The following is a 22,863-nucleotide window of genomic DNA, read 5'->3' as shown; positions in this document are numbered from 1 at the left end:
ACGGCACGGCCCTCCGGCGGGCGGTCAGGCCGCGGCCCCCGGGGGCGGTCAGGCCGCGGCCGGCGGCCGGACCCGGATCAGCTCTTCGAGGAACGGGCTCGGCTCCCCGTGCCAGAAGACGTCCAGGCTGTCCCGGGCGCGCGTGGCCGCGACGAAGAGCAGCGAGCGTGCGCGCTGCATCTCCGTCCGGAAGCGGGCCGGGTCGGTGGCGCGCCGCTGCCGGACGCGCGCACGCGGCACCAGCCCGTCGGTCACCCCGGCGATGATCATGCGCTGGTACTCGAGCCCCTTGAACCGGAACATCGTGCCGATGTGGACGCCGCCGTCCCCACGAGGCCCGTCCGGACCGATCTCCAGCGCCTGGATGCCGTGCCGGGCCAGCGTGTACGCGACCTCACGGGCCATGTCGTTGGTCGGCACGGCGATGGCGATCTGCTCGTGCGGCACCTCGCCCCAGGACTGGATCAGCGCGGTGATCGCCTCGCGTTCGTCCTCCCAGTCGTTCAGCCTGTGCAGGTCCGGGACGGCGCCGCTGAGCACGGACCGGTACCCGGCCAGGGTCTCGGCGCTGCCGTCGAGGTCGTCGTACGTCTCGTCACCGAGCACGTTCAGCGCGGAGCGCAGGATCTGCCGGGTGGTGCGGTAGCTCAGCGACAGTTTCGACGACCGGCCGCGGATGTTGATGCCGAGGCTGCCGAGGGTCACCTGGTTCTTGTAGATGCGCTGGTGGGTGTCACCGACCAGGAAGAGGTCGTTGCGGTCCGGGGCGGTCATGGCGCGCAGCATCTTCCAGTGCGCGGGCCGCAGGTCCTGGGCCTCGTCGACCACGATGTGCCGGTACCGGTAGCGCAGCCAGCCTCCCGAGCCGTCGGCGACGTGGATGTTGTCCAGCCCGCCCGCTTCCTCCCGCCGGCGGTCGACGGCCTGGATGCGCCGGGCGCGTTCCGCCTCCAACTGGGCTGCGCGTTCCGCGACCTGGTCCCACGTCTGGACGCCCAGCCGGTCCAGGCGCTGGGTGAACCGTTCGGCGAGCTGCCAGATCTCGGCGCGCTCGGCACGGGTGACCGTGCGGCCGCGTCCGGCGCGGCGCGCCCGGAAGTATTCCGTGCGGGAGGTGGCGGCCTGGCCGAGGATCACCTGCGTCCACTCGTCGTTGAGGAACTCCGCGTCCCAGCCGTCCTCGCCGAGTTCGTCCAGGAGCGAGCGCCACTCGCGGACGGCCTGCGCCTCGTCGACGATCCTCTTGCGGTTGCCCGGTTCGGCCTCCCGGACGGTGCGCAGCGCCAGTTGGTCGACGTGGCTGATCTCGACGCGGGACAGCAGCACCTCGCCGCCGAGCGCCAGCAGCCGGGACCGCAGGTCCGCCGCGAGGTTCTTGTTGTACGTCGTCAGCAGGACCGGCTTGTCGCGGCCGGCCGGGAGCTGTTCGACCAGGTGCCTGACCCGGTGCAGCGCCACGATCGTCTTGCCCGTGCCGGGCCCGCCGCCCACCCGCGCCGGACCGCTGTAGTCCCGCGCGACCAGCTTGGCCTGGGTGGGGTGCAGGAACACCTTCCAGCGCCCGAAGTCCTCGCCCTCCAGCGCCTCGCGCAGCGCGTCGTCGGTCGTGGTGACGATGGTGGCGGGACGGTCGGCCGCGGCCCGGAAGTCCTCGGTGTCGACGGGTTCCGGCGCCGCGACGGGGGCGGTGACCTGCTCCAGGACGTCGTCGTACGCCTTGCCGTCGTACAGCGCCAGCAGCACCTCGCCGGTGAGCTGCGGCGCGTACTCGACGAGCCCGAGGAGCTGGTCCTCGGTGGTCAGCGCGGCGACGAGCGGGATCAGGGGCGGGGCCACACCCAGGTCGGTGAGCTGCTGCTCCGACCAGGTGGCGAACAGCGGCTCCGCAGGGGTCGGCCCGGCGGGACGCGCGGGCTCGGCCGACTCGGCGGGTTCGGCGGGCAGGGCGGGCCCGGCGGGCCCGGCGGGTGCGGTGGTCCGCGGGGCCGTGGTGCTGAGCACTTCCTCCTGCACGACCTGCAGGTCCACGTACTCGATGCCGCCGGTGACGCGGTTCACCGAGTACGTGAGCCGGTCCAGGTGCGCGTACACGTCCTTGCGGTGCTTGACCGAGACGATCAGCCAGTCGTCGTCGGCCAGGCGCAGCAGCAGCGCGCGGTACTCGTCGTTGACGCGTGCCGAGTACAGCTTGTCGTGCCCCTGCAACTGCTTGAGGCGCAGGCCCGCGGAGTCGGGGTTGGTCTTGAACTTGTGCTGGAAGTCGTAGATCGCGCCCTTGACCGGGCGGGGGAGCCTGAGGATCTCCCGGTCCGCCTTGTCGAGCAGGCGCAGTGTCACGTTCTTGCCGGTCACGGTTGTTCTCTCTCCCCGTTCTCCGTGGCGGTGCCGTCAGGCAGGTCACGATGGCTGCGGCCGCCGGACGGAGGTGTGCCGTCCAGGCGGTTCGCGATGTCTTCCGCGGTCCAGCCGGCGGCGGGCCGCACTTCCCAGCCGGCCGCGGCGAACGCGCGGTCGCGGTCGACGGCCTCCGGGTCCTCCTCCTCGCCCTCCGGCGGGCGCGGGGCGAGGACGACACCGACGCGTGCGGCGGGCCAGGCCAACTCGGCCAGCCAGCCGTTCCCGTCGAGTTCGTGTCCGTCCTCGGCGACCGGCACACCGCGCGCGGCGAGGGCCTCGGCGAGCGCGAGCAGGCCGGGCTCGTCCGGGTCGAGGTGCTCGACGACCCGGTCCCAGGCCGGGTCCCGGACCGGGGGGACGGCGCCCGCGGTGGGCGGCGTCTCCGGGGCGGGCGCGGCCCGCGGCGAGGGTGCGGTGGCCCCGGCCGGCGCGGGCGGGCCGTCGGCGGTCGCGGCCCCGGACCCGGCCCTGGCCCCGGTCGCGGCCCCGGCCCCGGCCCCGGCCCCGGACCCGGACCCGGACCCGGACCCGGCGAGCGTGACGCGGACGCTCTCCAGGACGCCGCCCCCACCCGTGACGGCCAGGGCCTCGACGGGGAACCCGTCCAGGCGGCCGGTGGTGAGCTGGACGGCGTCGCCGCCGCCGGTGTCCAGGAACTGCAGCAGGTTGGACCAGTACAGCCAGGCCCGCCAGCGGCGCTTGTGCGCGTCCTCCCGGGCGTGGACGCCGGGCCCGTCGTCGAGGAGGGCGATGCCGGTCCACGCGGGCGGCTTCGCACGGCCGTCCGCCGCGAGGACCAGCGGCAGCCCGGACCGGTCGGTGACGGTGAACAGCTGCACCGGCCCGCGCGGCCCCGCCGGAGTGGTGCCGCGCAGCGCCGCCGTGATCCGCTCGCCGAGCCCGTCCGGGGACAGGGCGACGGGGCGGGCCCCGGCGCCCATGAAACCCGCCAGGGCGGCCTCGGCCCGCCACTGCCAGCGCCGCGCGTCCGGCCGGCGCAGGTACTCCACGAGCTGCACGGCCGGATTGACCCACACCGTCTCCGCGAGTTCGCCGGGCAGGGCGCCCCACACCTTGGCGTAGTAGTCACGGGCACTGCCGCGGGCCCGGTCGCCGTACGGCTCCCACACCGGGTCGGCCGGGCCGGCGCCCGCACGGCCGGTGTCCCGGACGCGGCGCTGCCACTCCCGCACGTCGCCGTAGGCGAGCTGGAAGACCCTGAGCCCTTCCGCGCGCAGCCGCGTGCGCTTGTCGGCGTCGTCGCCGACCCGGTTGTGCTCCCGGCCGGCGTGGAACTCGTAGCCGTCCAGGTAGAGGGCCACGCGCGGGCCGGGCGCGTCGACGCGTTCGAAGAGGACGTCGGGGCGGGTGCCGTCGAGGACCCGCTGCTGCGACACCCGCCAGCTCAGCGTGGTGCCGTCGGCGGCGGTCAGCCGCAGGTCCAGCGCGTGGGTGCCGGCGGGCGTGACGTAGGCGTCGCCGCTGGCACGGTTCTCGGGCAGCGCGGCCCACTCGCGCAGCGTGTCGATGAACAGGACCTCGAGGTCGCTCTCGGCCTGCCGGTGCATCGGGATGTGCTGGGTGGTGGCGACCGGCGAGGTGTGCCAGCGCTCGCCGTCGGCGCCGAGCAGTTCGTCCAGCATCTGCCGGACCTCGTTGCGGCTGACCTTGTCGTAGTCGGCGGGCGGCACGCGGCGCAGCAGGCAGCGGTGGCAGCCGTCGAGCCCCTTCCGCAGGCAGTCGCAGTCCTCGATGACCTCGCGGGCCTTCAGCAGGACCTCGCGGAAACCGTCGGAGGTCGCCAGGCGGTGCAGGTAGCCGGTGCCGCCGGGCAGCCGGTCGTACACCACCAGGAACCGGCGCGGCCAGTCGCGGTCCTCGCCGTCCGGCATGGACGCGGCGGTGATGTCGATGTGGTCGGGGTCGCCGCCGTAGCGGGCGGCTATGCCCGCGAACAGGGCCGCGGTGAACGAGGCGAGCCGCTCCTTGGCCCGCGCCACGGACGCCGGCAGCAGGATGCGCACGGCCTCCGTCGTCAGCTCGTGCGCCAGCAGCAGCGGCACGTCGAGACCGGCGCCCTGCTCCTCCCCGCCGCCGCGCAGCCGCCGGCGCGGGCACCACAGCTGGTGGTGGGCGCTCGCGCGGGTGGAGCGGGCGAGGGAGGCGGTGAGCGCGTGCTGCGACTGGTCGACGACCGGCCGTCCGTCGGCGGTCGCACCGCCGCAACTCGTGCACACGTGGAACGGGTTGAGGCGTACGTCGTCCCCGGCCAGCGGGACCGTGCTGCTGCCGTCCTGCCGGTCGATCCCGAGGTTCAGGGTGCGCACGACGGCCCTGCGGGTGAAGTCGGCGCCGAACACCGCGGTGTCGTGCCGCCACGATCCGGCCGTCAGGTGGGCGGGGTCGATGTCGACGGTGGTGAGGACCGCGTACCGCCTGCGGTCCCGCTCGTCGCGGTCGTCCCGCACCCGGGCGTCGTCCCGCTTGTCCCGGGACATCACCCGCCGGGGCTCCAGCACGTGGTGCACGCAGCCCGCGTCGGCGATCTCCCGCGAACCGCACCGCGGGCACGGCGAGGTGTCGCTCTTCGGGTCGCCGTGCGTGCGCGCGTATCCGCAGGCCGGGCACAGGCGCCACACCGCCCAGGCGCGCCGCTCCGGGCTGCCGATGTCGAGGGCGCGCACGACGTGCCGGTAGCCGTTGACGTAGAAGCTGTTGCCGGGCGCGAGCTCGGTCAGGGCCAGTTTGCGGGACCGCTCGTAGTCGCGCGTCTCACTGTGGTAGGTCGGGGCGCGGCGCTCGCCGTCGCCCTCCGGGGCCTCCGCGCCCTCGTCGTCCCCGGACGCCTCCTTCCAGTAGAGCGTGGCCTCCAGCGACGTGGTCGTGTCGGTGAGGCTGTAGTTGGGCAGCAGGCCCAGTTCGACGAGGGCGCCGTGCGCGCCGGTCTGGCTCAGCCGGCGCAGCAGTTCGCCCGTGGCACGCCGTTCGGCGAGCAGCTCGCGCCGCTCGGCGCCCTGTTCCCGGTCCTCGGCGAGCAGCCCTTCCACGGCGGTGTCGATGGCGGCGATGCGGCGGCGCAGTTCCTCGCGGCGCGCCGTCCACTCCTCCTCGGCCTCCGCCAGGGCACGCGCGATGCCGCCGCCGGCGTACGCGCGCAGCTCGTCCGCGGCGTGCGCGGACACCCCCCGGTCGTCGTCGGGGCCGCCGGGCGCCTGCGGGAACAGCGCCAGGAACTCCTCCACCAGCCGCGCCCCGTGGGTGAGCGCCGCGTCCGACAGGTCCTGGCACCAGCCGGTCGTGCCGAACAGCGCGGACGACAGGCGCGGCACCGGCATGAGCGGTTCGCCGTCCGCGGTGGTCAGTTCGCCGCGCGCGGCCCGGTCCAGCAGGTGCGCCGTGTACTGGCGGCGCAGGATCTCGACGGCCGACAGGTAGCAGCCCGGCGGCACGATGTCACCGGCGATCATCTCGGTCGGGTCGTCCAGGTAGTACCGGTCGCGGGCCCGGCGTCCGCCGAAGGCGACCACCAGGGCGTTGCCGGTGCGGCGGCCGGCCCGTCCGGCGCGCTGCACGTAGTTGGCGGGGCCGCCGGGCAGCGAGCCGAGCAGCACCGCCGACAGGTCGCCGATGTCGATGCCCAGTTCCAGTGTGGGCGTGCAGGACAGCACGTTGGGGTCGGTGTAGTGGGTGCCCTGCCGGAACGTGCGCTCCACGCGCTCGCGTTCGGGCCGGGTCAGCATGCCGGTGTGCTCGGCCGTGACGACCCGGTAGGTGCCGCCGGTCAGGTACAGGCGGCGGTAGTAGTCGGCCCGGTAGTCGCGCTCCAGCCTCCCGCCGAAGCCGCCGCTGCCCGCTGCGGCCGACGGCGTGCCGTGCTGCGGCGGGGTGAGGATGCCGGTGCAGCGCCAGCGCGGGCAGGGGTGGCCGTACCAGCGGGTGCGCCGCTCGGGCGGCACCACCTGCTGCCAGCCGCACTCCTCGCAGGACACGAAGGCCTTGTTGACCAGGTCGTCCGTCAGCAGCCGCACGTGGATGTGGCCCGGCTGGAGCCCGTAGACGCGGCTCGTGCGGTCCTTGGCGGTCCGCACCGACAGCACGTCCTCGTCGGCGAGGACCGGCAGCAGCCTGCGCAGGTACTCGGTGGCCTGCGCGGCGTCCAGGCCGAGGCAGCGCCGCGTCCAGTCCTGGTACCAGTTGCCCCGGCCGGTGATCGTGTCGAACTTCGTCTTCTCCTTGGGGCCGTCGAGCAGGAACCTGGGCGGTGCCACGTACCCCTCGGGGAAGGCGGGCATCCCCTCCGGCCGCTGCCCGGAGATCAGGTACTGGTTGACGCCGGCTTCCCTGATCCAGGTGTCCAGCCACCGGTGCCGCACGCCGCCGCGCAGCCGCATCCGCTCCAGCAGCCCCCGCACGTAGGCCAGGTACCGGTCGGGCGTGGGCAGCCCGCCGTCCAGCCCCAGCTGGCCCGGCAGCGCGAGGTGGAGGTCGCGGGCGAGCGCGACGATCCGGTCCGGGTCGGCGACGACCACCTCCGCGGCGGTGGTCCGGGTCAGTTCCAGGGTGCGTCCGAGCCGGGAGCGCAGCCCGAACTCCATGACGGTCGCGAACGCGAGCCGTTCCCCGATGAGCTTCCAGGTCCGCGCGTCCCCGGTGCCGCGCCCCGACAGCAGCCGGTCCACGCCGGGTTCGTCGTGCAGGTCCGGCGGGACGACGGCGGCCAGCGCCTGCGGGTCGTCCACGGAGTCCAGGACGTCGCCGATCAGGTCGTTGAGCGGGAGCGGCGCGCCGGTGTCGTCCAGCCGGTGTGCCAGGAGGGACCGCAGCGAGAACTTGTACGAGGCGTTGGCGACGTATCCGGCGCGGTGTGCCGCGTCCTGCGTGGAGTCGTTGAACAGCAGCGTCTTGCGTTCCTCCGGGGCCAGCGCGATCTCCTGGCCGCCGGTGAACAGCTGGGTGACCGTGGCGGAGGCGAGCGCGGCGAGCGCGGTGCCGAGGAACCGGATGCCGTTGTCGGTGTCGCACGCCGGGCAGGTGTCGTCCTTGGCGGCCTGGTCGGCGGTCTTCTTGTCGAGGATCGCCCGCGCGAACCAGGCGTCCTGCAAGCCCTCCGCGTCCTCGGCGACGGGCAGGCGGTAGGTGCCCTGTGCCCCGTCCAGCACCACCACGGACTGCGGATCCACGCCGCCCGCCCGCCGGGGCGCGGTGCCGGTGAGCGCCGCGAGGGCGTCCCGGGCCTCGGCCGGCGTCGCCGAGACGAAGTACCGCAGTCGTCGCTTGTCACGCCCCAGGCCCGCCGACCAGATCCGCTGCGGGCTCATCTCCAGCTTCTGCGGATCGGCCTCCGGGGACAGCGCCGCCCAGCCCGAACGGCCGCACACCCGGCAGTAGACGGCGGGCAGGTGCGCCTGGGCCGGCCGCTGCACGGTGTCCGAGCCGGGCAGCGCCTCGGGCCGCCGCGAGTCCGCCGTCGGCCACTCGTCGCCGTCCGACGACTCCTCGGCCGCGGACGACGCGGTGAGCGCGGAGCGCCGCGCGAGGGTCCGCTCGTCCTCGTACCAGCGGAACTCCGGCCGGGCGCCCACGCCGCTCAGCACCCGTCCCACCGGCCGGACCCACAGGTGCGCCTCGACGTGCAGCAGCGGACGCGGCCGGCGTTCGTCGGACCCCGGGTCCCGCGCGGACGACAGCAGCGCCACGAACCGCGACAGCGCCTCCAGCGCCAGCCGCGGGTTCTCGCGCGCGGTGCGCGCCCACGCGTACCCGAAGCGGGCCATGCGGTCCCGCAGCCCCCACTCGTCGAGCGGCTCGCCGTTCAGCAGCGCGAGCACGCCGTGGGTGAAGTCGTGCTTCTTCAGCAGCCGCCCGATCTGGAAGGCGTCCAGGCCGCGCCGCCCCAGCAGCCGCTCGGCGAGCCCGTCCAGGTCGAGCCGGTCCGGGTCGGACTCCACGCCCGGCCCGCCGGAGACCTCGATGACCTCCTTGGGGTCGGGCGGCTCGGGCAGTTCGTAGTCGATGTCGCCGACGAACTCGTCGGCGCTCAGCCGCTCCTCACCGATCACCGCGTCCGGACCGAACGGCACGCCGAACACCTGCTCGGCGACGCCGAGGATGCCGCCGGTGTCGCCCCCGCCCTCCCCGAGGGTCGCCGAGGTCGCCACCGGGCAGATCGAACCGAGGGGCCGCTCCGGCTTCGAGGCGCCCACGGCGGACGCCAGCCGCCGCAGCAGCATCGCCACGTCGGTGCCCTGCGCGCCGTCGTAGGTGTGGAACTCGTCCAGCACCACGTACGCCGGGTCCGCGCCCTCCCACAGCGGCCGGTCCTCGGCCCGCTGGAGCAGCAGGTCGAGCATCTTGTAGTTGGTGATCAGCACGTCCGGCGGGGACAGCCGCATCTCCTCGCGCCGGGTCATCACCCGCCGGAAGTCGGTGTCCGGCTTGTCGCCGATGTAGAGGCCGGCCGTCACCTGGGCCAGTTCGGGCTGCGCGAGGTAGTCGCCGACGCGGCCGGCCTGGTCGGTGGCGAGCGCGTTCATCGGGTACAGCAGGACGGCCTTCACCCCGCGCCGGCCCAGCGCCTTCTGCCGCCGGCAGTGGTCGAGCACGGGGATCAGGAACGACTCGGTCTTGCCCGACCCGGTGCCGGTCGTCACGAGCGTCGGCTCGGCGGCCCCCCGGTAGGTGCTCAGCCGCTGCCACGCCCTCGCCTGGTGCCGCCACGGCGTGAACGACGGCTGCCACTCCAGCGCCGACCGCCACGCGTCGTCGGCGGGGTGGAACGGCGTCCTGATCCGCAGGTACGGCCCCCGGAAGATGCCCGTCTCCGGGTCCCCGAGGAACCGCTCCAGCGCGAGCCGCGTGTCCTCGTCGGCCAGCGCGTACGTCGTCGTGAGGTACTGCGTCAGACTGCCGCGGAGCTGAGCGGCGGCCAGGGTGGGCTTCACGAGGACCTTTCGGACGGGACGGTTACCGCGACCGCCGGGTGCGCCGCGCCGTGACAGGCGGCGAGGGCATCGTGACGATCAGCGTCAAAAATAACGCCCACCTCGGACATCGGTACCCACCTGGTCGGATCCCGGACGCCGGACGCGCGGCACGGACGGGACGCGGGTGCACGGTGACGCCCATGGCCGAAGGCACCGTGCCTGCCCGTCGACGGTCCTTCCACGGGCCCACCGCCGGGCGCCCACTTCGGAAGAGCACGAGGTTACGATCACCGTGCAGACGCGGTTTGCCATGCCGAAGTCACGGGGGCGGAGGTAGTAAGCATGGGTATGGGTGGAGCAGGCGCGAGCCAAGAGGGCGGCGTCGACCTGAGGGCGTCGAGCCAGGACCTCACCAAACTGGCCGACGACCTCGACGACATGCAGGACCACCTGGACAAACAGGTCAGGCGCATGGACGCGATCGTCGACCGCGTCGAGGCGGGTTGGCGAGGGCCGGCAGCGACGGCGTACCGGGAATTCCACCGGGCGGCGGCCGAGGACGCCGTGCGCATCCGTGAAGTGATCCGGCACATCGAGCAGGCCGTCCGTCTGAGCCGGGACGGCTTCACGGAACAGGAACTCGAGGTGATGGCCCAATTGCGGGCGATCACGGTGGACATCGACAGCGAGGTCGACAAGCTGTCGACACCGAACCCGGAGGCCACCGGGCCCGTCCCTCCGCGCAGCAGCCTCGACTCCTTCTGACGGCTCCTCCGACAGCCCTTGCGGCAACCGCGACGACATCTGTGAAACGGGGAACCATGACAACCGGGAGCGCGGACGACGGCCACATCACCGTCTCCTTCGCCACCCTCCGCGAGCTCGCCGCCGAGCTGGAGGACATCCTCAAGAAGCTCAACGACAGCCTGGACGACCTCCACGACCGGGTCGTGCCGGTCGTCCTGTCCTGGGAGGGAGAGGCCCGCGAGGTCTTCGTCGACAAACTCGACGAGTGGGACCGCTCGGCCCAGGACCTCCAGGCGGCCCAGAAGTGGCTGCACGAGTGCGCGACCACGAGCCACGTCAACTACGCGGCGGCACACCAGGCCGTGCTGCGCGGCTGGGGGGCCGGCTGATGGGGACGCCGCCGCCGGGCCAGAACGGCACCATCGACGTCAAGCCGGCCGACCTCCACCGCGTCTCCGCAGGTGTGGCGAGCCAGCAGACGGTGATGGACAAGGGTGTCAAAACCCTGCTCGACGAGCTGCACAAGTACCCGGACGCCGGCGGTTACGGCACCTCGCCCCAGGCTTTCGCGACGTCGTACGTCAAGGTGGGCAACCGCTTCCTCGAGGTATGGGCCAAGAGCGTCGTCAGCATCGGCGGTGCGGCGGTCGGCTTCACCACGACGGCCAACACCTACGCGAAGGCCGAGGCGGCCAACGATCCCACGGGGAAGGCGAAACCGGTCGTCCAGCCGTTGCCGAAGGTCATCGAGAAGCCGCCCGTCTACGGCTCCGTGCCCGATCTGAAGTGGGGCGACGACGACGGAGGCGACGACTTCATCCGCAGGGTCCTCGAGTGGGTGCCGGGGCCGGTCCGGGACGTGTTGAGGCCGGTGGTCGAGCACGCGTTCCGAATGGGCAAGGTCGCCGAGGTCTATCCGTTTCCCCAGCAGCACTACCTGAACTCGCTGTCGAAGGCGTGGATGGCGACGACCACCTCGCTCTCCACGGCGGAGAGCGGGCTGACCGGGAACGTCAGCAGCATCACGCAGCAGACCAACAGCGAGTGGCACGACGCGATGCGTCACTTCTGCAGTTCGCTGTGGGGCACGACGGCGTGGGGCAAAAGCCGTGAGGGCTACGAGTGGAAACACGACAGCTCCTCCTCGCAGACCGCCACCCACCCCGTGATGACCGTGCTGTTCGACACGGCTCAGAAAGTCAGCGACCTCCTCTACGAGTTCGCCGAGGCGGCCGTCTACCTCAACCGCGAGGTGTGGGACGTCTACATCGAGGCCGTACGCGACGCGATCCCCAAGGTCGAGGTCAACCTCAAGGACGGCGTCGGCATGGACGACGTCAAGGGCTTCCTCAAAGGCGTGGCCAAGGGGGTTGCCAAGGGCGCGAGCCAGCTGGGTCAGGGCATCGTCCTGAACATGGACACCGCCAAGCTGAACGCGATCGTCACCGAGTACAACCGACGGGTCGACGCGCTCGTCCCGAAACTCGACGCGCTCATGGGCCCCTTGGACGAGGCGCATCGGAGCGCCCCGAAGTTCGAGGCCCAGGAGGCGCGGGCACAGGGCTTCGGGATGCGGGCGCTCAACGAGTTCAGGAACGAACACGTGTGGACCCACCCCGAGGACACCAAGAACGGTGTCTACAAGGTGGATCTGGCCGGCCATGAGTGGATGGGCGGGGGGCACACCCTCGACAAGCATGTGGGGAAGACGGACGAGCAGCTCGCCCAGCGATTGCGGGATCAGGGACAACCGCCGACGCCTGCGTGGCCACACGGAAAGCCGTCCATCGCCGCCGCGTCCACGTTCACGTCGGCCGAGAAGGCGCAGGAGCTGACGCAGTACAACATCGACCAGAACTCGGCCAAGATCACGGAGTGGCTGGGTCGTCCGCCGAAGGCGGAGAACAACGACCTCAAGTTGCCGATCGACACGACGGCTCCGAACGGCGATTACAGTGGCCGCAGCGTGACCAAGCAGCCCAATGACGTGAACAACGAAGGATTCAAGAACAAAGGCATGGAAGCCGAGGCCGTCAACGTGAAGGGCGTGAAAACCGTCCTCAAATATGATGACTCGCTCGACCCGCCATTCGTTGTCCTGACGTCGATGCCGGAGCAGCCGTCACAGCCTTAGCGGCACCAACCCCAGACAGCCTCAGCGGCACCGATCCCCAGATCGCAGGAGTAGTCATCAGTTCCGATTGGTACCCGACGTCGATGACGTGGCGAGACGTCGATCCGACCGTACATCCGTTCGACCCTTCCCAGGCGCTCGACGTGGTGCGTGACGTGGTGTCCTCGCCCGACCCCGAATCGGGCCGGCCACGAGGGCTGTGGTCGGACAATGCGGTCGCCCGGGGCCTTGCCGAGCACTACGGCTCGTGGGCGTTCGGCTGGTACAACGCCGTCGACGAGTCCCCCGGCTCAGGGGCGATCATCCAGAATCTGCCCACGAGTGGTCTGGGCGGCGGCGACCTGGAGCAGCAGGCGCAGCGGTACACCAGTGCCGTGCTCCAATGGCGTGCTTGGCTCGAGGAGATCGCTGCGGTCTTCGCGCAGTTCGCTCCCGGTTCCGACACGGGCAGTGAGGAGAGACGGCGGATGCGTGAACGCGCTGTCGCTCCGCTCGTGACACTCGTCGTGGAACGCACAGGGGCCGGCGAGACCTGGCGTGGGGCCTGTGCGCAGACGCTCACTTGGTACCTCGAATCGACAGGGATGAGTCCTATGGAGGCCGAAGAACTGGCCGACGAGGTCGTGGACTCGGAGTTCGACAGCTGGGTGGCCCCCGATGCGGAAGTGGTCGGCCGTGCCTGCAAGGCCATCGGAGGGCATGGTGCGTGACGACCTCCAGGACTGGCTCAGGGTGCGCTCGCAGATCGCGTGGCACGAGGCCTCGGAGGAGCTGGTCGGTCCCATCCGGGGCACTCACGACGCCCTCGACGCGGTTGCGGGCGCGCGGGACGGACACGGTGACACCACGCGTGGAGTCGGCATGCGGGCAGCCTGGCGGTTGGCCCGCACGGACGCCGCGGCCAACCGGCCGCTCGGCTTCGGCCTGCTCGTCGAGTGGCAGAAGCTGGTGCTCGGGCGCCCGGACGTGGCGTTCCGCAGCCTCCCGGCCTTCGCCAAGGGAGGGCGTGAACGGTACGGCGTGTGCGAGGAGACACCTGAGCAGTTCGAGGCGTGCCTGTCCCAAGCCACCCCGATCGTCACGGACGTTCCCCTGGCAGCCCGGGCCGCACGTGCCTATCTGGATGTGTGCTTCTTCCATCCGTTCGACGACGGCAACGGCCGGGCGGCCCTGCTCACGATGGGGTTCGTCCTGGCACGCGAGAAGGTGTTCCTGGACGAGGTCGGTCCCGTACAGGTGCGACGGTTCGCCGATGATCCGGTCGGGGCGTTGTCACTCGCTCGCTTGATCCACGTCCTCGCCGGTGCGTCGGCGCGGCGAGGTGAGGCACGCACTCACCCGGACCCCGGGGGCGCGAGACTTTCCGACCACGACCGCAGCCCCGTCCGTTCACTTCTTCTCGCACAAGGTGGTCACCGTGTCTGAGGGCCGCCCCGTACGTACGGTCACTTCGTCCTACCCGGACCACGAAACCGCCCAATGGGCCACCCAGCAGGTCGTCACCGCGAACGAGCAGGTGATCCACCGCTGGCTGGCCCGATCCACGCGTTCCCGTTTGGCCATCGAGGCGTCCTGGCCGTCCAGGGAGCAGCCGGTCGGCCGGGTGTTGTTGCAGGCGATGATGCTCGCGGGGCGGGAGCCCATCGACGTGCGGGCTGCCCGCGTGATCCTTACGCGGGACGCGTCCCGCCCACAGGGCTTCGCCGTGCACGCCACGTTCCCCATCTACTTGTAGTCACCCGTAGAGACTGGTCATCATGCCTTTGAGTCCCCGTGAACACGACCGCCGCTACGGCGAACTGGACCAGGTGATCCGTGCCTACGCGGGCCAGCCGGCTGACGACACACCGGAGCGCCCGAGCCAGGCGCTGACCGCTTACCTGCGGCAGACCTGGCACACCCGCCCGTGGGCGCTGGCCGTCGCGGAGCGGCAATTGCGCGAATACGCCGAGCACCCGGCGGGACGACTGCGCCGGCGGCTGGGGGAGTTCTACGCCATTCCCGACGTCGGATTGCCCGAGGGCGAGATTCAGCAGTGGCTCCACTGCCTCGCCGACCACATCGAGCACAGCGTCACGGAGGGAGCGGTCCCGCCCTCGGCCGTGCCCGCGACCCGCTGGGAGTGGCACGCGCGCTTCCCGGAGCTCGGACAGTTCCTCGGTGGTTGGTTCTCCCAGGACATGCCGGACGAGTTCGACGACCACGACGCGGCCGTCGCCGACTTCCTCGCGCGCACCGACCCGCACCTCGTCGCCCGGCTCACCGGTGAGCTCCACGAACTCCTCGCCCTCGACCTGGCTGAGTCGGACTACGCCCTGGCCCTTGCCGAGCTGGGAATGGAGGTCGATCCTCCGGCCCCGTACGCTCCCAGCGGCTGGCTCGCCTCCGTCGCCGCCCGGTTGACGATGCCGCGAGCCGAGTAGGGGCCGCCGGAGCCGAGTGACCAGTCGGGTGACCAGGGTCCGGGAGCCGACCGGTGACCGCATGGCCGGGCGAGCCGGCGGGATCTCCTGGAACGGTGGAGCGGCGCAGCCGCGTGCTGGACGTGTATCTCCGCCACACCCGGTCGGTGCCTGCCGAAGGAACGCTGGAACGGCTTTTGTGGGGGGAGCTGTGCCGGATCGTCGGTTCACCGGCGGCAGCGTCCGTGGCCGAACGACGGTTCGTACCGTTCCCGTCGGACGTCGGCCGTAGGCTGTCGTCGGAGAACGAGGGGGAGACGATGATCGACTACCGCAAGGCGACCGTTCCGGTGTGGACGCTGGCGACCGGTGACGTCCAGGTGCCCGCACTGGCCGGGGACGGGCCGATGACGGCCGAGCGCCTGGCCGAACTGCGCGGTGTGCTGGCGGTCCTGGCCGACCAGCCGATCGCCACACTCGAGGCGCATCCGCTGCCCGACGGGCTCGACCGCGGCCGGGGCATCCCGCTCGACGCCGCGAGCCCCCTGGCGCAGCATCTGTCGCAGCTCATCACGCAGTCGGCGCGGGGTTCCTCCTCTGCGGCCACGGCGACCGCCGCCGGTGAGGGCCTGTACCGCATGGTGGTTCCGGCGAAGGTCGCCGCCCAGTTCGCGCAGGGCGTCGTCCGCCCGATGGCGACGAAGGGGATGGCCGGTGGCATCCGCGGCCCGCTCGTGAACTCGGTGACGGGCCGCATCGTCGCCGGCGCGACGTTCCAGCCGGTCGGTACGGCGGCGGCCGCGGGCGCGGTCGGTGGAGCCGGTGCGACCGCCGGCGTCGCGGTCGGCGGCAGCGTGGCGCTCACCGTGGCCGCGCCGCTGGTGCTCATGGCCGTGGCGGTGGGGGTGAGCGCGAGCGCCGACCACAAGCGCCAGAAGGCCATCGAGCACATCACGGAACTGCTGGAGCAACTGCACGACGAGAAGCTCGAGGGCGAGCGCAGCGAACTCAACGGCTGCCGCGACGCCATCGACAAGGCCACCGCCGTCCTGCTCGACCACGGCAGGCCCGGTGTCTCGCTCGGACTGGACTCGGCGGTGCACGCCATCAACACGGCGCTGGGCGCCGCCGACGACCGTCTCGCCAAGTGGCGGAACGCACTCGACAAGCTGCCCGACGGCAAGGCCGTCGAGATCGCCACGCTGACCAAGGCGTTCCCCGGCGTCGACGAGGACGGCGGCACGTTCCGCACCCACCTCGAACTCGCCGCCCTGGCGATCGCGTTGAAGCGGCGGGTTATCGTCCTGCAGGCCGTCGAGCACGCCCAGAGCGACCCCGGCAACCCGTTCGAGAACTTCACTCGCGCGCTCAAGTCCGCCCAGCAGCGCCTCGACACACTGGAGTCGGGCATCGCCGGTGTCCTGCAACGCCTGTCGACGCTGGAGCTGGCACGCCCGCAGGGTCTGCGCCCCGTCTTCACCAACGTCGAGGTCGACCGCCTGATGCGCGCGGCGAACCGGATCCACCGGCTGGCCGACGGCGTCACGACCGACGGCCCCACGCCGGACGTGGCGATCGAGATCGCCCGCGACAAGGACGGCTCGGTGGTGGTGTTCCCCGCACTGGCGGCGTAGACGCGGGCGCGCTCGCGCTCACTTGATGAGCGGTGCGGGGTTGCCCGGGACTTCGACCGCGGTGGCGGCTCTTTTCGCATGGTGCAGCACCGTCACCGAGACGGCGGGGCGGTTCCACGTCCCGGGACCGCGTGGGTGGCCCGTGTCCAGGCAGAGTTGGTGCGGCAGCAGCACAGGTTTTCGTCATCGCGGTGACGGCCGGACACCGGGCCGATCGCTCGACGCGGTGTCCAGCACCGCCCACACCGTCTTGCCGGGGCCGCCGCGGCGCTCCGTGACGCCCCAGTCGTCGGCGAGGGCGGTGACGAGGAGGAGGCCGCGGCCGGACTCGGCGTCGGGGTCGGGGTTCGTGGGGGCGGGGGTGACGGCGGGCCGGTGTTCCGCGCGGGTGTCGGAGACCTCGACGCGCAGCCGTCCGCCGTCCGTCTCGGCGGTCAGCCGGACGTGGAAGTCCCGGCCGGGGACGCGTCCGTGCCGTACGGCGTTGGCGCACAGTTCGGCGGTGATGAGCGTCAGCGTCTCGTTGACGTGGCCGTCGTAGGGGTGGCCCCAGGAGTCCAGGCAGTGCGCGACGAACAGCCGGGCCAGGCGGGCGCCTCGCGGGGTCGAGGTGAAGGAGAGGGCGAGCTCGGTGGCCGCCGTGGCGCCGGGGGAGGGCCGGTGCCGCTGGGAGGAGGGGCTGTGCATGCCGTCAGCGTGACGGCCGCGACGGGCGTGCCACCAGCAGCGACACCTGTACGGCAGGGGGCTGTACGTGAGGCGGTGCGCCGGTGTGGGTTGTGCGGGAAGGGATGTCAACTCGTATGACGGGCAAGGCACTTGACTCTGTGGTGGGTCGTGAGGGACGCCCGGCGCCCGGGCGGGACGGGTTCCTGGACGGACTCCGTGCCGGACGCCGAGCGGCACATTCACCCGCGAGGGCACCGTCGTCACCGCGACGTGCGGCATGGGCGCACGGTACGTCGGCGTCGAGGTGCGGGCCCGGGGCCCCGGGCGGTGGCGCGTGCGCGAGCGGCGGATCTCCGACGTCCCGACCGACGCCGCCTTCGGCAACTACTCGGGTGTCAAGGCGGTCGACAGCCCCCTCGTCGATCTCTGCCGGTCGCGTCCCGACAGTTCCTCCCCTGCGCCGTGGACGATCTGGAGTACGTGGCCCCCCCCGGATCCGTGCCCTGTTCGACCTGGCGTTCACGCGCATGGCCGTGGTGCTCCGGGACCCCGACGGCCGGACCAGCCATGCCGGCTTCGTGGGGGCCGAAGCGGACTTCGACGACATCGTGCGCCCGGGCGAGGCGGCGGGCGACGCTGTGAACACCGGCAAGGCAACGCCGGGGTCGGCCGCGCGCTGCTACGGTCGGGCGCCATGAGCTGGCTTCCCGATGACTTCGTCCATCCCGTCCTGGTACCGCTGCCGGGCGGTGGTCATCACCTGCGGCCGATCCGGGAGGCGGACGCCCCGCTCGACCATCCGGCTGTGATGGGTTCGCGCGAGCGGCTGTGGACCATCTTCGGCCCGGCCTGGGGCTGGCCCGCGGCCACCATGACCTACGAGGCCGACCGGGCCGACCTGTTGCGGCACGAGAAGGAGATCGCCGCACACCAGTCCTTCAACTACGCGCTGTTCGACGCGGCGGAGACAGCTCTGCTCGGCTGCGTCTACATCGACCCGCCGGAGCGGGCCGGTGCGGACGGCGAGATCTCCTGGTGGGTGGTGGACGAGCTGGTGGGCGGCAAGGTCGAGCAGGCCCTCGACGCGCTGGTGCCGCAGTGGATCGCCGCCGACTGGCCGTTCGGGCAGCCGCGCTTCCTCGGCCGCGAGATCTCCTGGCCGGACTGGCTCGCCCTGCCGGAGCACCCCGAAGCGTAAGTGGCTTTTGGCGTCATGCTCTGGGGACTTCGTGCTCGAACGGCCGTCTCGATCGGGTGGTCGTCGGGTGCTCGGCGCATGCTGTGCGAGTGTCCCCTTGCGGAACTCGGGCCGAGTGCGGGCCCGTGCGAGAGGACGACTCGCGAGGGGCGCGGACGGACTCGCGGCCGTCCGCGCCCGGGTGTCATCCCGCCGCTGCTCCCTCCTTGGACGGTGTCCGGCTCGCCGTCGGGGTGTCCAGGTGGACGACGACGTTGGTGTAGAAGCGGTGCACGGCGTCGTCGACGCTGCGGATGAAGCCGGTCTCGGCATTGCCGCGGCCGCTTCCCATGCTCTTGAGCAGGGACAGGCGGAACCCGGTGATCCTGGTGTTGTTGTCCTTGGGGAGCAGGTCCGCCGGTTCGGGGCGGAGCCGCTCCAGTGTTCCGCGCGGGCCTCCGGCCTCACTGTCGACGAGGGTTTCGACGTGCAGGTCCGCCGGTGCCTCGGCCAGGCGTCGGACGAGCCGCTTGGCCCAGCTCAGGGGATAGCCCTGCGCGGGGGCCGGTACGTCGATGCCGGTGCGCAGTTTGCCGGTGCGCAGGTCGGCGCCGAGGGTCAGGACGCCGGGGGTGCCGTCGATGCGCAGCTCCGCCTGGAGTCGCCCGTCGAGGCAGAGCTGGTCGGCGAGGCGGCTGCGGCGTTCCCTGGGATCCGTTCCGCGCTTGGCGCGCTGGACGGGGAGGACCTTCTGTCCGAGCTCGCCGCCCAGCCTGAGGCAGACCTGGCGGATGAGCCGCTCCCAGCTCTCCACCACCTCCAGTGCCCGCGCGTCACCCTGGCAGAGGGTTTCCTCGTCGATCCCGTTGCGCACGGGGACCCAGGCCGGGCCCATGTTCTGGAAGCCGTGGCAGCCCGAGTTCTCGTGCTGCAGGTAGTGCAGCAGTTCCTGGAGCAGCCAGGCGTGTGCCGCGTTGCCCACTCCCTCGTGCCTGATCAGCATCTGCGCCTGGTACGCGACTTCCGCCCAGGACAGGTGCCAGAGGGCCACCTTGTGTTTGCGCCGCTTGTCGATCTTGACGTCGACGAGCGGACTGCCCTCCAGCGCGACGTCGTTCGTCAGCGTGATCACGGCCTCGTAGCCCCGGCGCGCGGCGATGTCCATGTACGCCTGCACCTGGTCGGCCTTGAGCGCGTTGCCGTTGGTCTTCGTCTCGACCAGCGCGGTCCACAGCTTGCCGGCCCGCTCCACGCGGATCACACCGTCCGGGCGCCGCGGACTTTCACCGTGGGGGAGGGAGACCTCCGTGAACGTCTCCATGCGACCGGCCGGAGCCCCGAACCCGGCGGTCAGTCTCCTGCTGAACTCCGGGACCTGCGCCATCACCGCCAGGAGCACCGAGGTCGCGCGCGTCTCGCGGTCCCGGTCGGTCTTGAGCACCGAGACCGGGAAGAGCCGGGCCTGCCTCCAGGAGTCGTTCTCCGCCAGCGTCTTCTTCGCCGTTCTGGGAAGGACGACCTTCTTCTTCGCGGTGCGAGGACGAGCGGCCGGCTTCCGCGGCTCACCGGCCTCGTCCTCCGGCCGGCGAGGAGAGGGAACGGCCTCCAGCGGTGCCCGCCCGGCAGGTTCCCCGGCCGGCTCCGGGGCCGGTGCCGGGATCGTCGCCTCCGCCCGCTCATCGGCTTCGGCGGCCTCGAGCGCCGCTTCCGTCTCCGCGGCCGCGTCGTCCTCGACGTCGACGCCGAAGTCCGACGCCAGACCCGCGAGACCGGTTTCGTAGCCCTGTCCGACGGCGCGGAACTTCCATTCCTCGCCGCGTCTGTACAGCTCGCCGAAGATGACCGCCGTCACGGAACCGGCGTGGTCGACGGCGAACCGCAGGAGGCTCTCACCGGCCGCGTCGGCCAGCGTGATCCTCACGTCCTCCAGCTCACCGAAACGGGCCCCGTCGTACCTGCTCGCGGCGACGACGATCCGGTCGATCCCGGCCGGCACCGCGGTGAGGTCGAAACTGATCCGGTCCTCACTGCCGTCCGCCGTCGGCGTCTTGCCCAGAAGCTGCACGCTCCCGTCGGCGGCCACCGGATGGTTGTAGAAGTAGAAGTCGTCGTCGCTGCGTACTTTGCCGTTCGAGTCCAGCAGCAGGACCGACACGTCCGCGTCGCCCTCGCCGGTGGGGCTGGCCCAGCCCAGACTGACGACCACCGAACCGACGTCGTCGCTCAGGTCCGCCAGGGCCACGTTCGAACCCATGATCATTTCCTGCACAAAGTCCCCCCGGCGGCACCTTCTGGGCATGCGGAAGATTCCGCCCCATCTGTCTCCTGCGCGACACAAGATGACGAGTCGCGCGGAGAAGACTGTAATACGCACCGAGCTCGATCGTGGAGGTTCCGTGAAGCCGGTTGCGTAAGAGGGGGGTATGTAAGTGCATAGGCGATTTGCCGTCACCTGAACGTGGGGCAGCACGGTACTCTGGCCGATCGGCGGGCTCTGGCGTACTGGGCTGAGCAACGTGAGCGAGCGCAAGCCCTACAGGACCGCCCTGTCCGACGAACAGCGGGCGCTTGTCGAGCCGGTGATCGCCGCATGGAAGGCCGCGCACCGCTCGGTCAGCGGTCACCAGAACCGTTATGGGGTGCGGGAGATCGTCAACACGCTCCTCTACCAGGGCCGCACCGGCTGCCAGTGGGACCTGCTTCCGCACGACCTTCCGCCGTGCGGTGCGGTGCGGTGATGTACTACTTCACCAAGTGGCGCGATGACGGCACCGTCCAGGACCTGATCCGCGCCCTCTTGGGTCGCATCGATCCCACCCAGCGACGCTTCGACTGACGCGCCGACTGTTTTGCCGTCGCCGGCGGTAGGCGACCCGGCTCATCTCGACCGTGCTCTCGTGTGCGGGTGCCCCCTGTCAGGCCTCTCGGTTGCGGCGAGCTGGGATTTGTGGAAGATGCCGTCGCGGGGCGTCGCGAAGAGATTGCTCGCTTCGGTGTTGGGCTTGGTGCTCGTTGAGATCGCTGCCCGATTCCCCGGCCGCGTCTGCTGAAGCCGTTCCCCATACTGGGCACATCGTCATTGGCGGGACGAATGGAGCGGGTAGGGGTAAATGATCTGGAAACAATGCCCTCAGCTCGCGTTGTGAGCGAGATCACGAGATTCATTTTTTGAGTCGGCGACTGAAGTCTGCATTGACATGCGCGTACGGACATCGAAACGCACAGCATCGGAGGCGGAAAAGCAGCATGTCCGCAGCTTTGTATGGGCGTTCGGGCAGCCAAGGCCATGCTCTTTTAGCCTGACGGGTTGTCTTGTCCGTGCAAAACGCCGCTGCGATCATGTCGACGATTCCCGGCTTTGAGAGCCACGGACCTTCCGATGGCTCTGCGGTGCTACTGAAAGGTAGTCCGTGTTAAGACGCATCCTCCTGCCCGCCTTGATCACCTCTACGCTCCTCGTGGGAGCGACAGTTCAATCGACGGCTTCTGTTGCAGACACCGCCGACCGACGCTCGGCTCCCACCAGTCAGGTTCCCCTCGCATCGGACAAAGAGCGCCTGGACGGAAGCGCCACCCGGTCCGGCCCCAGCGAAGAAGACTGCACAGAGGCCGCAGAACAAGCGGCACGCACCGCCACCGCACCTCGCCCGTACAGCTGCTTGACCCAGCTCACACCCGCCGAGGGCAAAGCTGCTCTTGCGTCGAGCGTAACGGTCGGAAACGCTGGTGCATCTGCAGCGCTCGTCACTCCGCTGCCGGTGAACGACTGCACCGGTGACGAGGACGGCTCCTGGTACGCCACCCGGACCATGCAATGCCAGATCTACCCGAACGTGAAGTACACCTACCGGGACAGCGACGGCAAGGAGCTCGGCACCGCTCTGTTCGCCACCGCGCAGCAACTGGACCTGGCCACCAACAGCCTGCAGTGGACCGAGACCGACCAGATCACCATGCTGTCCTCCACCGGGACGCTGCCCGCCAATCTGGGTGTGTCGTGGACGACCAACTGCTCCGCCACCTGCACCCCGAAGAGCACCAAGCCCTGGGTGCAGACCTCCATCCGTGACGGACAGAACCTCAAAACGACCTACACCCTTAGGGATGCGCCGTCCACCGTCTACGACTACATCGACCTCGACTACCAACTCTCCATCGGCGCACCCGAGGCCATCGACCTGCTGCCGCCGATCACATGGGGCGGCGCCGAGGTCCGCTGTGACAACAAGCTCTCCAGTCTCGACAAGGCCGGCTGCGTGGTTCCCTGGTACACCCCGACACTGCGCATCTCACGGGCGCAGTACGGCTCGTCCGCGGACATGATCGAGTGGGCCCAGAACAACCTCTCCGGTCACTGGGGCCTGCGTGGAACCGGCCAGCCGCTCCACCGCCTGCAAAGCTCCTCGCAGCAGGACAGCAACCGACGCGCGATCTGCGGAGCGACGAAGTTCACCCCTGACCCGGCCATCCAAAACGACTCCTGCGACGAGTTCCCCTTCGCCGGCACCTACGAAAGCGGTGCACTCAACGGCGTTGACCACGGCAAGGACTGCGCCCAGGTCACCGCAGTCCGTGCCGGGACCACGAACGACCTGGCTCTGGACTGGCCCACCGTGACAACGGTCGGGACCGTCTCAGGCAGCGAAAAATGCGTGCGCGGCCACATCCCCAGGAGTTTGAACACTGACCTGGGCGGAGCCTACGGCGTTTTCATCAAGGACGTACTGCTCGCGGATGACGACCCGTTCTGGATAAGAGTCACCTTCTGACTTCCTGACAG

The 22,863-nt window shown here is 71.1% G+C and carries 16 protein-coding genes; 12 read left to right on the top strand and 4 right to left on the bottom strand.

What is annotated here, in order from left to right; genetic code table 11:
- Nucleotides 1-48: 48 nt before the first annotated feature.
- A complete protein-coding gene (locus ACH4N1_RS08640; RefSeq protein WP_398095570.1) occupies nucleotides 49-2,352 on the bottom strand; it encodes a UvrD-helicase domain-containing protein in 2,304 nt (767 codons plus the stop codon).
- On the bottom strand, nucleotides 2,349-9,338 hold the full coding sequence (locus ACH4N1_RS08635; protein WP_398095568.1) for a DEAD/DEAH box helicase: 6,990 nt from the start codon (nucleotides 9,336-9,338) through the stop codon (nucleotides 2,349-2,351). The genes ACH4N1_RS08640 and ACH4N1_RS08635 overlap by 4 nt, the downstream gene beginning before the upstream one ends.
- 324 nt (nucleotides 9,339-9,662) lie before the next feature.
- On the opposite strand from ACH4N1_RS08635, the gene ACH4N1_RS08630 reads away from it, so the two are divergent.
- The 8 genes from ACH4N1_RS08630 to ACH4N1_RS08595 all read left to right on the top strand — a co-directional run bounded on the left by ACH4N1_RS08630 (nucleotide 9,663) and on the right by ACH4N1_RS08595 (nucleotide 16,237).
- Nucleotides 9,663-10,085, top strand: a complete 423-nt coding sequence (locus tag ACH4N1_RS08630; RefSeq protein ID WP_398095566.1) for a WXG100 family type VII secretion target — start codon at nucleotides 9,663-9,665, stop codon at nucleotides 10,083-10,085.
- Nucleotides 10,086-10,141: 56 nt separating this feature from the next.
- Nucleotides 10,142-10,456, top strand: coding sequence for a WXG100 family type VII secretion target (locus tag ACH4N1_RS08625; RefSeq protein ID WP_366059993.1), 315 nt, complete (start codon nucleotides 10,142-10,144; stop codon nucleotides 10,454-10,456).
- Nucleotides 10,456-12,201, top strand: coding sequence for an RNase A-like domain-containing protein (locus ACH4N1_RS08620; protein WP_398095564.1), 1,746 nt, complete (start codon nucleotides 10,456-10,458; stop codon nucleotides 12,199-12,201). Before ACH4N1_RS08625 ends, ACH4N1_RS08620 begins: the two co-directional genes overlap by 1 nt.
- Before the next feature lie 83 nt (nucleotides 12,202-12,284).
- Nucleotides 12,285-12,911 carry a hypothetical protein gene (locus tag ACH4N1_RS08615; protein WP_398095562.1) on the top strand — a complete coding sequence of 209 codons (627 nt, stop codon included), beginning with the start codon at nucleotides 12,285-12,287 and terminating at the stop codon, nucleotides 12,909-12,911.
- The gene (locus ACH4N1_RS08610; RefSeq protein ID WP_398095560.1) at nucleotides 12,901-13,626 is read left to right on the top strand and encodes a Fic family protein; all 726 of its coding nucleotides are present in this window, start codon (nucleotides 12,901-12,903) and stop codon (nucleotides 13,624-13,626) included. Before ACH4N1_RS08615 ends, ACH4N1_RS08610 begins: the two co-directional genes overlap by 11 nt.
- Complete coding sequence (locus tag ACH4N1_RS08605) at nucleotides 13,619-13,936, top strand: RNase A-like domain-containing protein (protein WP_398095558.1); 318 nt, start codon at nucleotides 13,619-13,621, stop codon at nucleotides 13,934-13,936. The genes ACH4N1_RS08610 and ACH4N1_RS08605 overlap by 8 nt, the downstream gene beginning before the upstream one ends.
- A gap of 22 nt (nucleotides 13,937-13,958) precedes the next feature.
- Complete coding sequence (locus tag ACH4N1_RS08600; RefSeq protein WP_398095556.1) at nucleotides 13,959-14,624, top strand: contact-dependent growth inhibition system immunity protein; 666 nt, start codon at nucleotides 13,959-13,961, stop codon at nucleotides 14,622-14,624.
- Nucleotides 14,625-14,923: 299 nt separating this feature from the next.
- On the top strand, nucleotides 14,924-16,237 hold the full coding sequence (locus tag ACH4N1_RS08595) for a hypothetical protein (protein ID WP_398095961.1): 1,314 nt from the start codon (nucleotides 14,924-14,926) through the stop codon (nucleotides 16,235-16,237).
- Nucleotides 16,238-16,420: 183 nt separating this feature from the next.
- Here the strand turns inward: ACH4N1_RS08595 and ACH4N1_RS08590 are convergent, their stop codons facing one another.
- Nucleotides 16,421-16,924, bottom strand: a complete 504-nt coding sequence (locus ACH4N1_RS08590) for an ATP-binding protein (RefSeq protein ID WP_398095555.1) — start codon at nucleotides 16,922-16,924, stop codon at nucleotides 16,421-16,423.
- Between the two features lie 509 nt (nucleotides 16,925-17,433).
- On the opposite strand from ACH4N1_RS08590, the gene ACH4N1_RS08585 reads away from it, so the two are divergent.
- Together ACH4N1_RS08585 and ACH4N1_RS08580 are read left to right on the top strand one after the other, a co-directional pair.
- Nucleotides 17,434-17,604, top strand: a complete 171-nt coding sequence (locus ACH4N1_RS08585) for a hypothetical protein (RefSeq protein ID WP_398095553.1) — start codon at nucleotides 17,434-17,436, stop codon at nucleotides 17,602-17,604.
- Entirely contained in the window at nucleotides 17,601-18,104 is a 504-nt protein-coding gene (locus tag ACH4N1_RS08580) for a GNAT family N-acetyltransferase (protein WP_398095552.1), read from the top strand. Before ACH4N1_RS08585 ends, ACH4N1_RS08580 begins: the two co-directional genes overlap by 4 nt.
- Nucleotides 18,105-18,288: 184 nt before the next feature.
- Here ACH4N1_RS08580 and ACH4N1_RS08575 read toward each other — a convergent pair whose 3' ends face one another.
- Nucleotides 18,289-20,343 (bottom strand): TerD family protein, encoded by a 2,055-nt coding sequence (locus ACH4N1_RS08575; RefSeq protein ID WP_398095551.1) that lies wholly within the window; start codon nucleotides 20,341-20,343, stop codon nucleotides 18,289-18,291.
- Nucleotides 20,344-20,599: 256 nt separating this feature from the next.
- On the opposite strand from ACH4N1_RS08575, the gene ACH4N1_RS08570 reads away from it, so the two are divergent.
- Nucleotides 20,600-20,821: a transposase gene (locus ACH4N1_RS08570; protein ID WP_398095550.1), complete on the top strand. Its 222-nt coding sequence runs from the start codon at nucleotides 20,600-20,602 to the stop codon at nucleotides 20,819-20,821.
- Between the two features lie 921 nt (nucleotides 20,822-21,742).
- The gene (locus ACH4N1_RS08565) at nucleotides 21,743-22,852 is read left to right on the top strand and encodes a hypothetical protein (RefSeq protein WP_398095549.1); all 1,110 of its coding nucleotides are present in this window, start codon (nucleotides 21,743-21,745) and stop codon (nucleotides 22,850-22,852) included.
- The last annotated feature ends 11 nt before the right edge of the window (nucleotides 22,853-22,863 follow it).

This window comes from Streptomyces sp. NPDC017202 (assembly GCF_044331705.1).
Taxonomy (GTDB): Bacteria; Actinomycetota; Actinomycetes; order Streptomycetales; family Streptomycetaceae; genus Streptomyces.
Note: the sequence above shows the minus strand (reverse complement) of the source record. Positions and strands in the feature narration are given on the sequence as shown.

Excerpts from the sequence above, each read along its gene's own strand:
- ACH4N1_RS08580 (WP_398095552.1), top strand. The coding sequence starts at position 17,601 with ATGAGCTGGCTTCCCGATGACTTCGTCCATCCCGTCCTGGTACCGCTG.
- ACH4N1_RS08585 (WP_398095553.1), top strand. The coding sequence starts at position 17,434 with ATGGCCGTGGTGCTCCGGGACCCCGACGGCCGGACCAGCCATGCCGGC.
- ACH4N1_RS08630 (WP_398095566.1), top strand. The coding sequence starts at position 9,663 with ATGGGTATGGGTGGAGCAGGCGCGAGCCAAGAGGGCGGCGTCGACCTG.
- ACH4N1_RS08590 (WP_398095555.1), bottom strand. The coding sequence starts at position 16,924 with ATGCACAGCCCCTCCTCCCAGCGGCACCGGCCCTCCCCCGGCGCCACG.
- ACH4N1_RS08620 (WP_398095564.1), top strand. The coding sequence starts at position 10,456 with ATGGGGACGCCGCCGCCGGGCCAGAACGGCACCATCGACGTCAAGCCG.
- ACH4N1_RS08600 (WP_398095556.1), top strand. The coding sequence starts at position 13,959 with ATGCCTTTGAGTCCCCGTGAACACGACCGCCGCTACGGCGAACTGGAC.
- ACH4N1_RS08575 (WP_398095551.1), bottom strand. The coding sequence starts at position 20,343 with ATGATCATGGGTTCGAACGTGGCCCTGGCGGACCTGAGCGACGACGTC.
- ACH4N1_RS08595 (WP_398095961.1), top strand. The coding sequence starts at position 14,924 with ATGATCGACTACCGCAAGGCGACCGTTCCGGTGTGGACGCTGGCGACC.
- ACH4N1_RS08610 (WP_398095560.1), top strand. The coding sequence starts at position 12,901 with ATGGTGCGTGACGACCTCCAGGACTGGCTCAGGGTGCGCTCGCAGATC.
- ACH4N1_RS08625 (WP_366059993.1), top strand. The coding sequence starts at position 10,142 with ATGACAACCGGGAGCGCGGACGACGGCCACATCACCGTCTCCTTCGCC.
- ACH4N1_RS08615 (WP_398095562.1), top strand. The coding sequence starts at position 12,285 with ATGACGTGGCGAGACGTCGATCCGACCGTACATCCGTTCGACCCTTCC.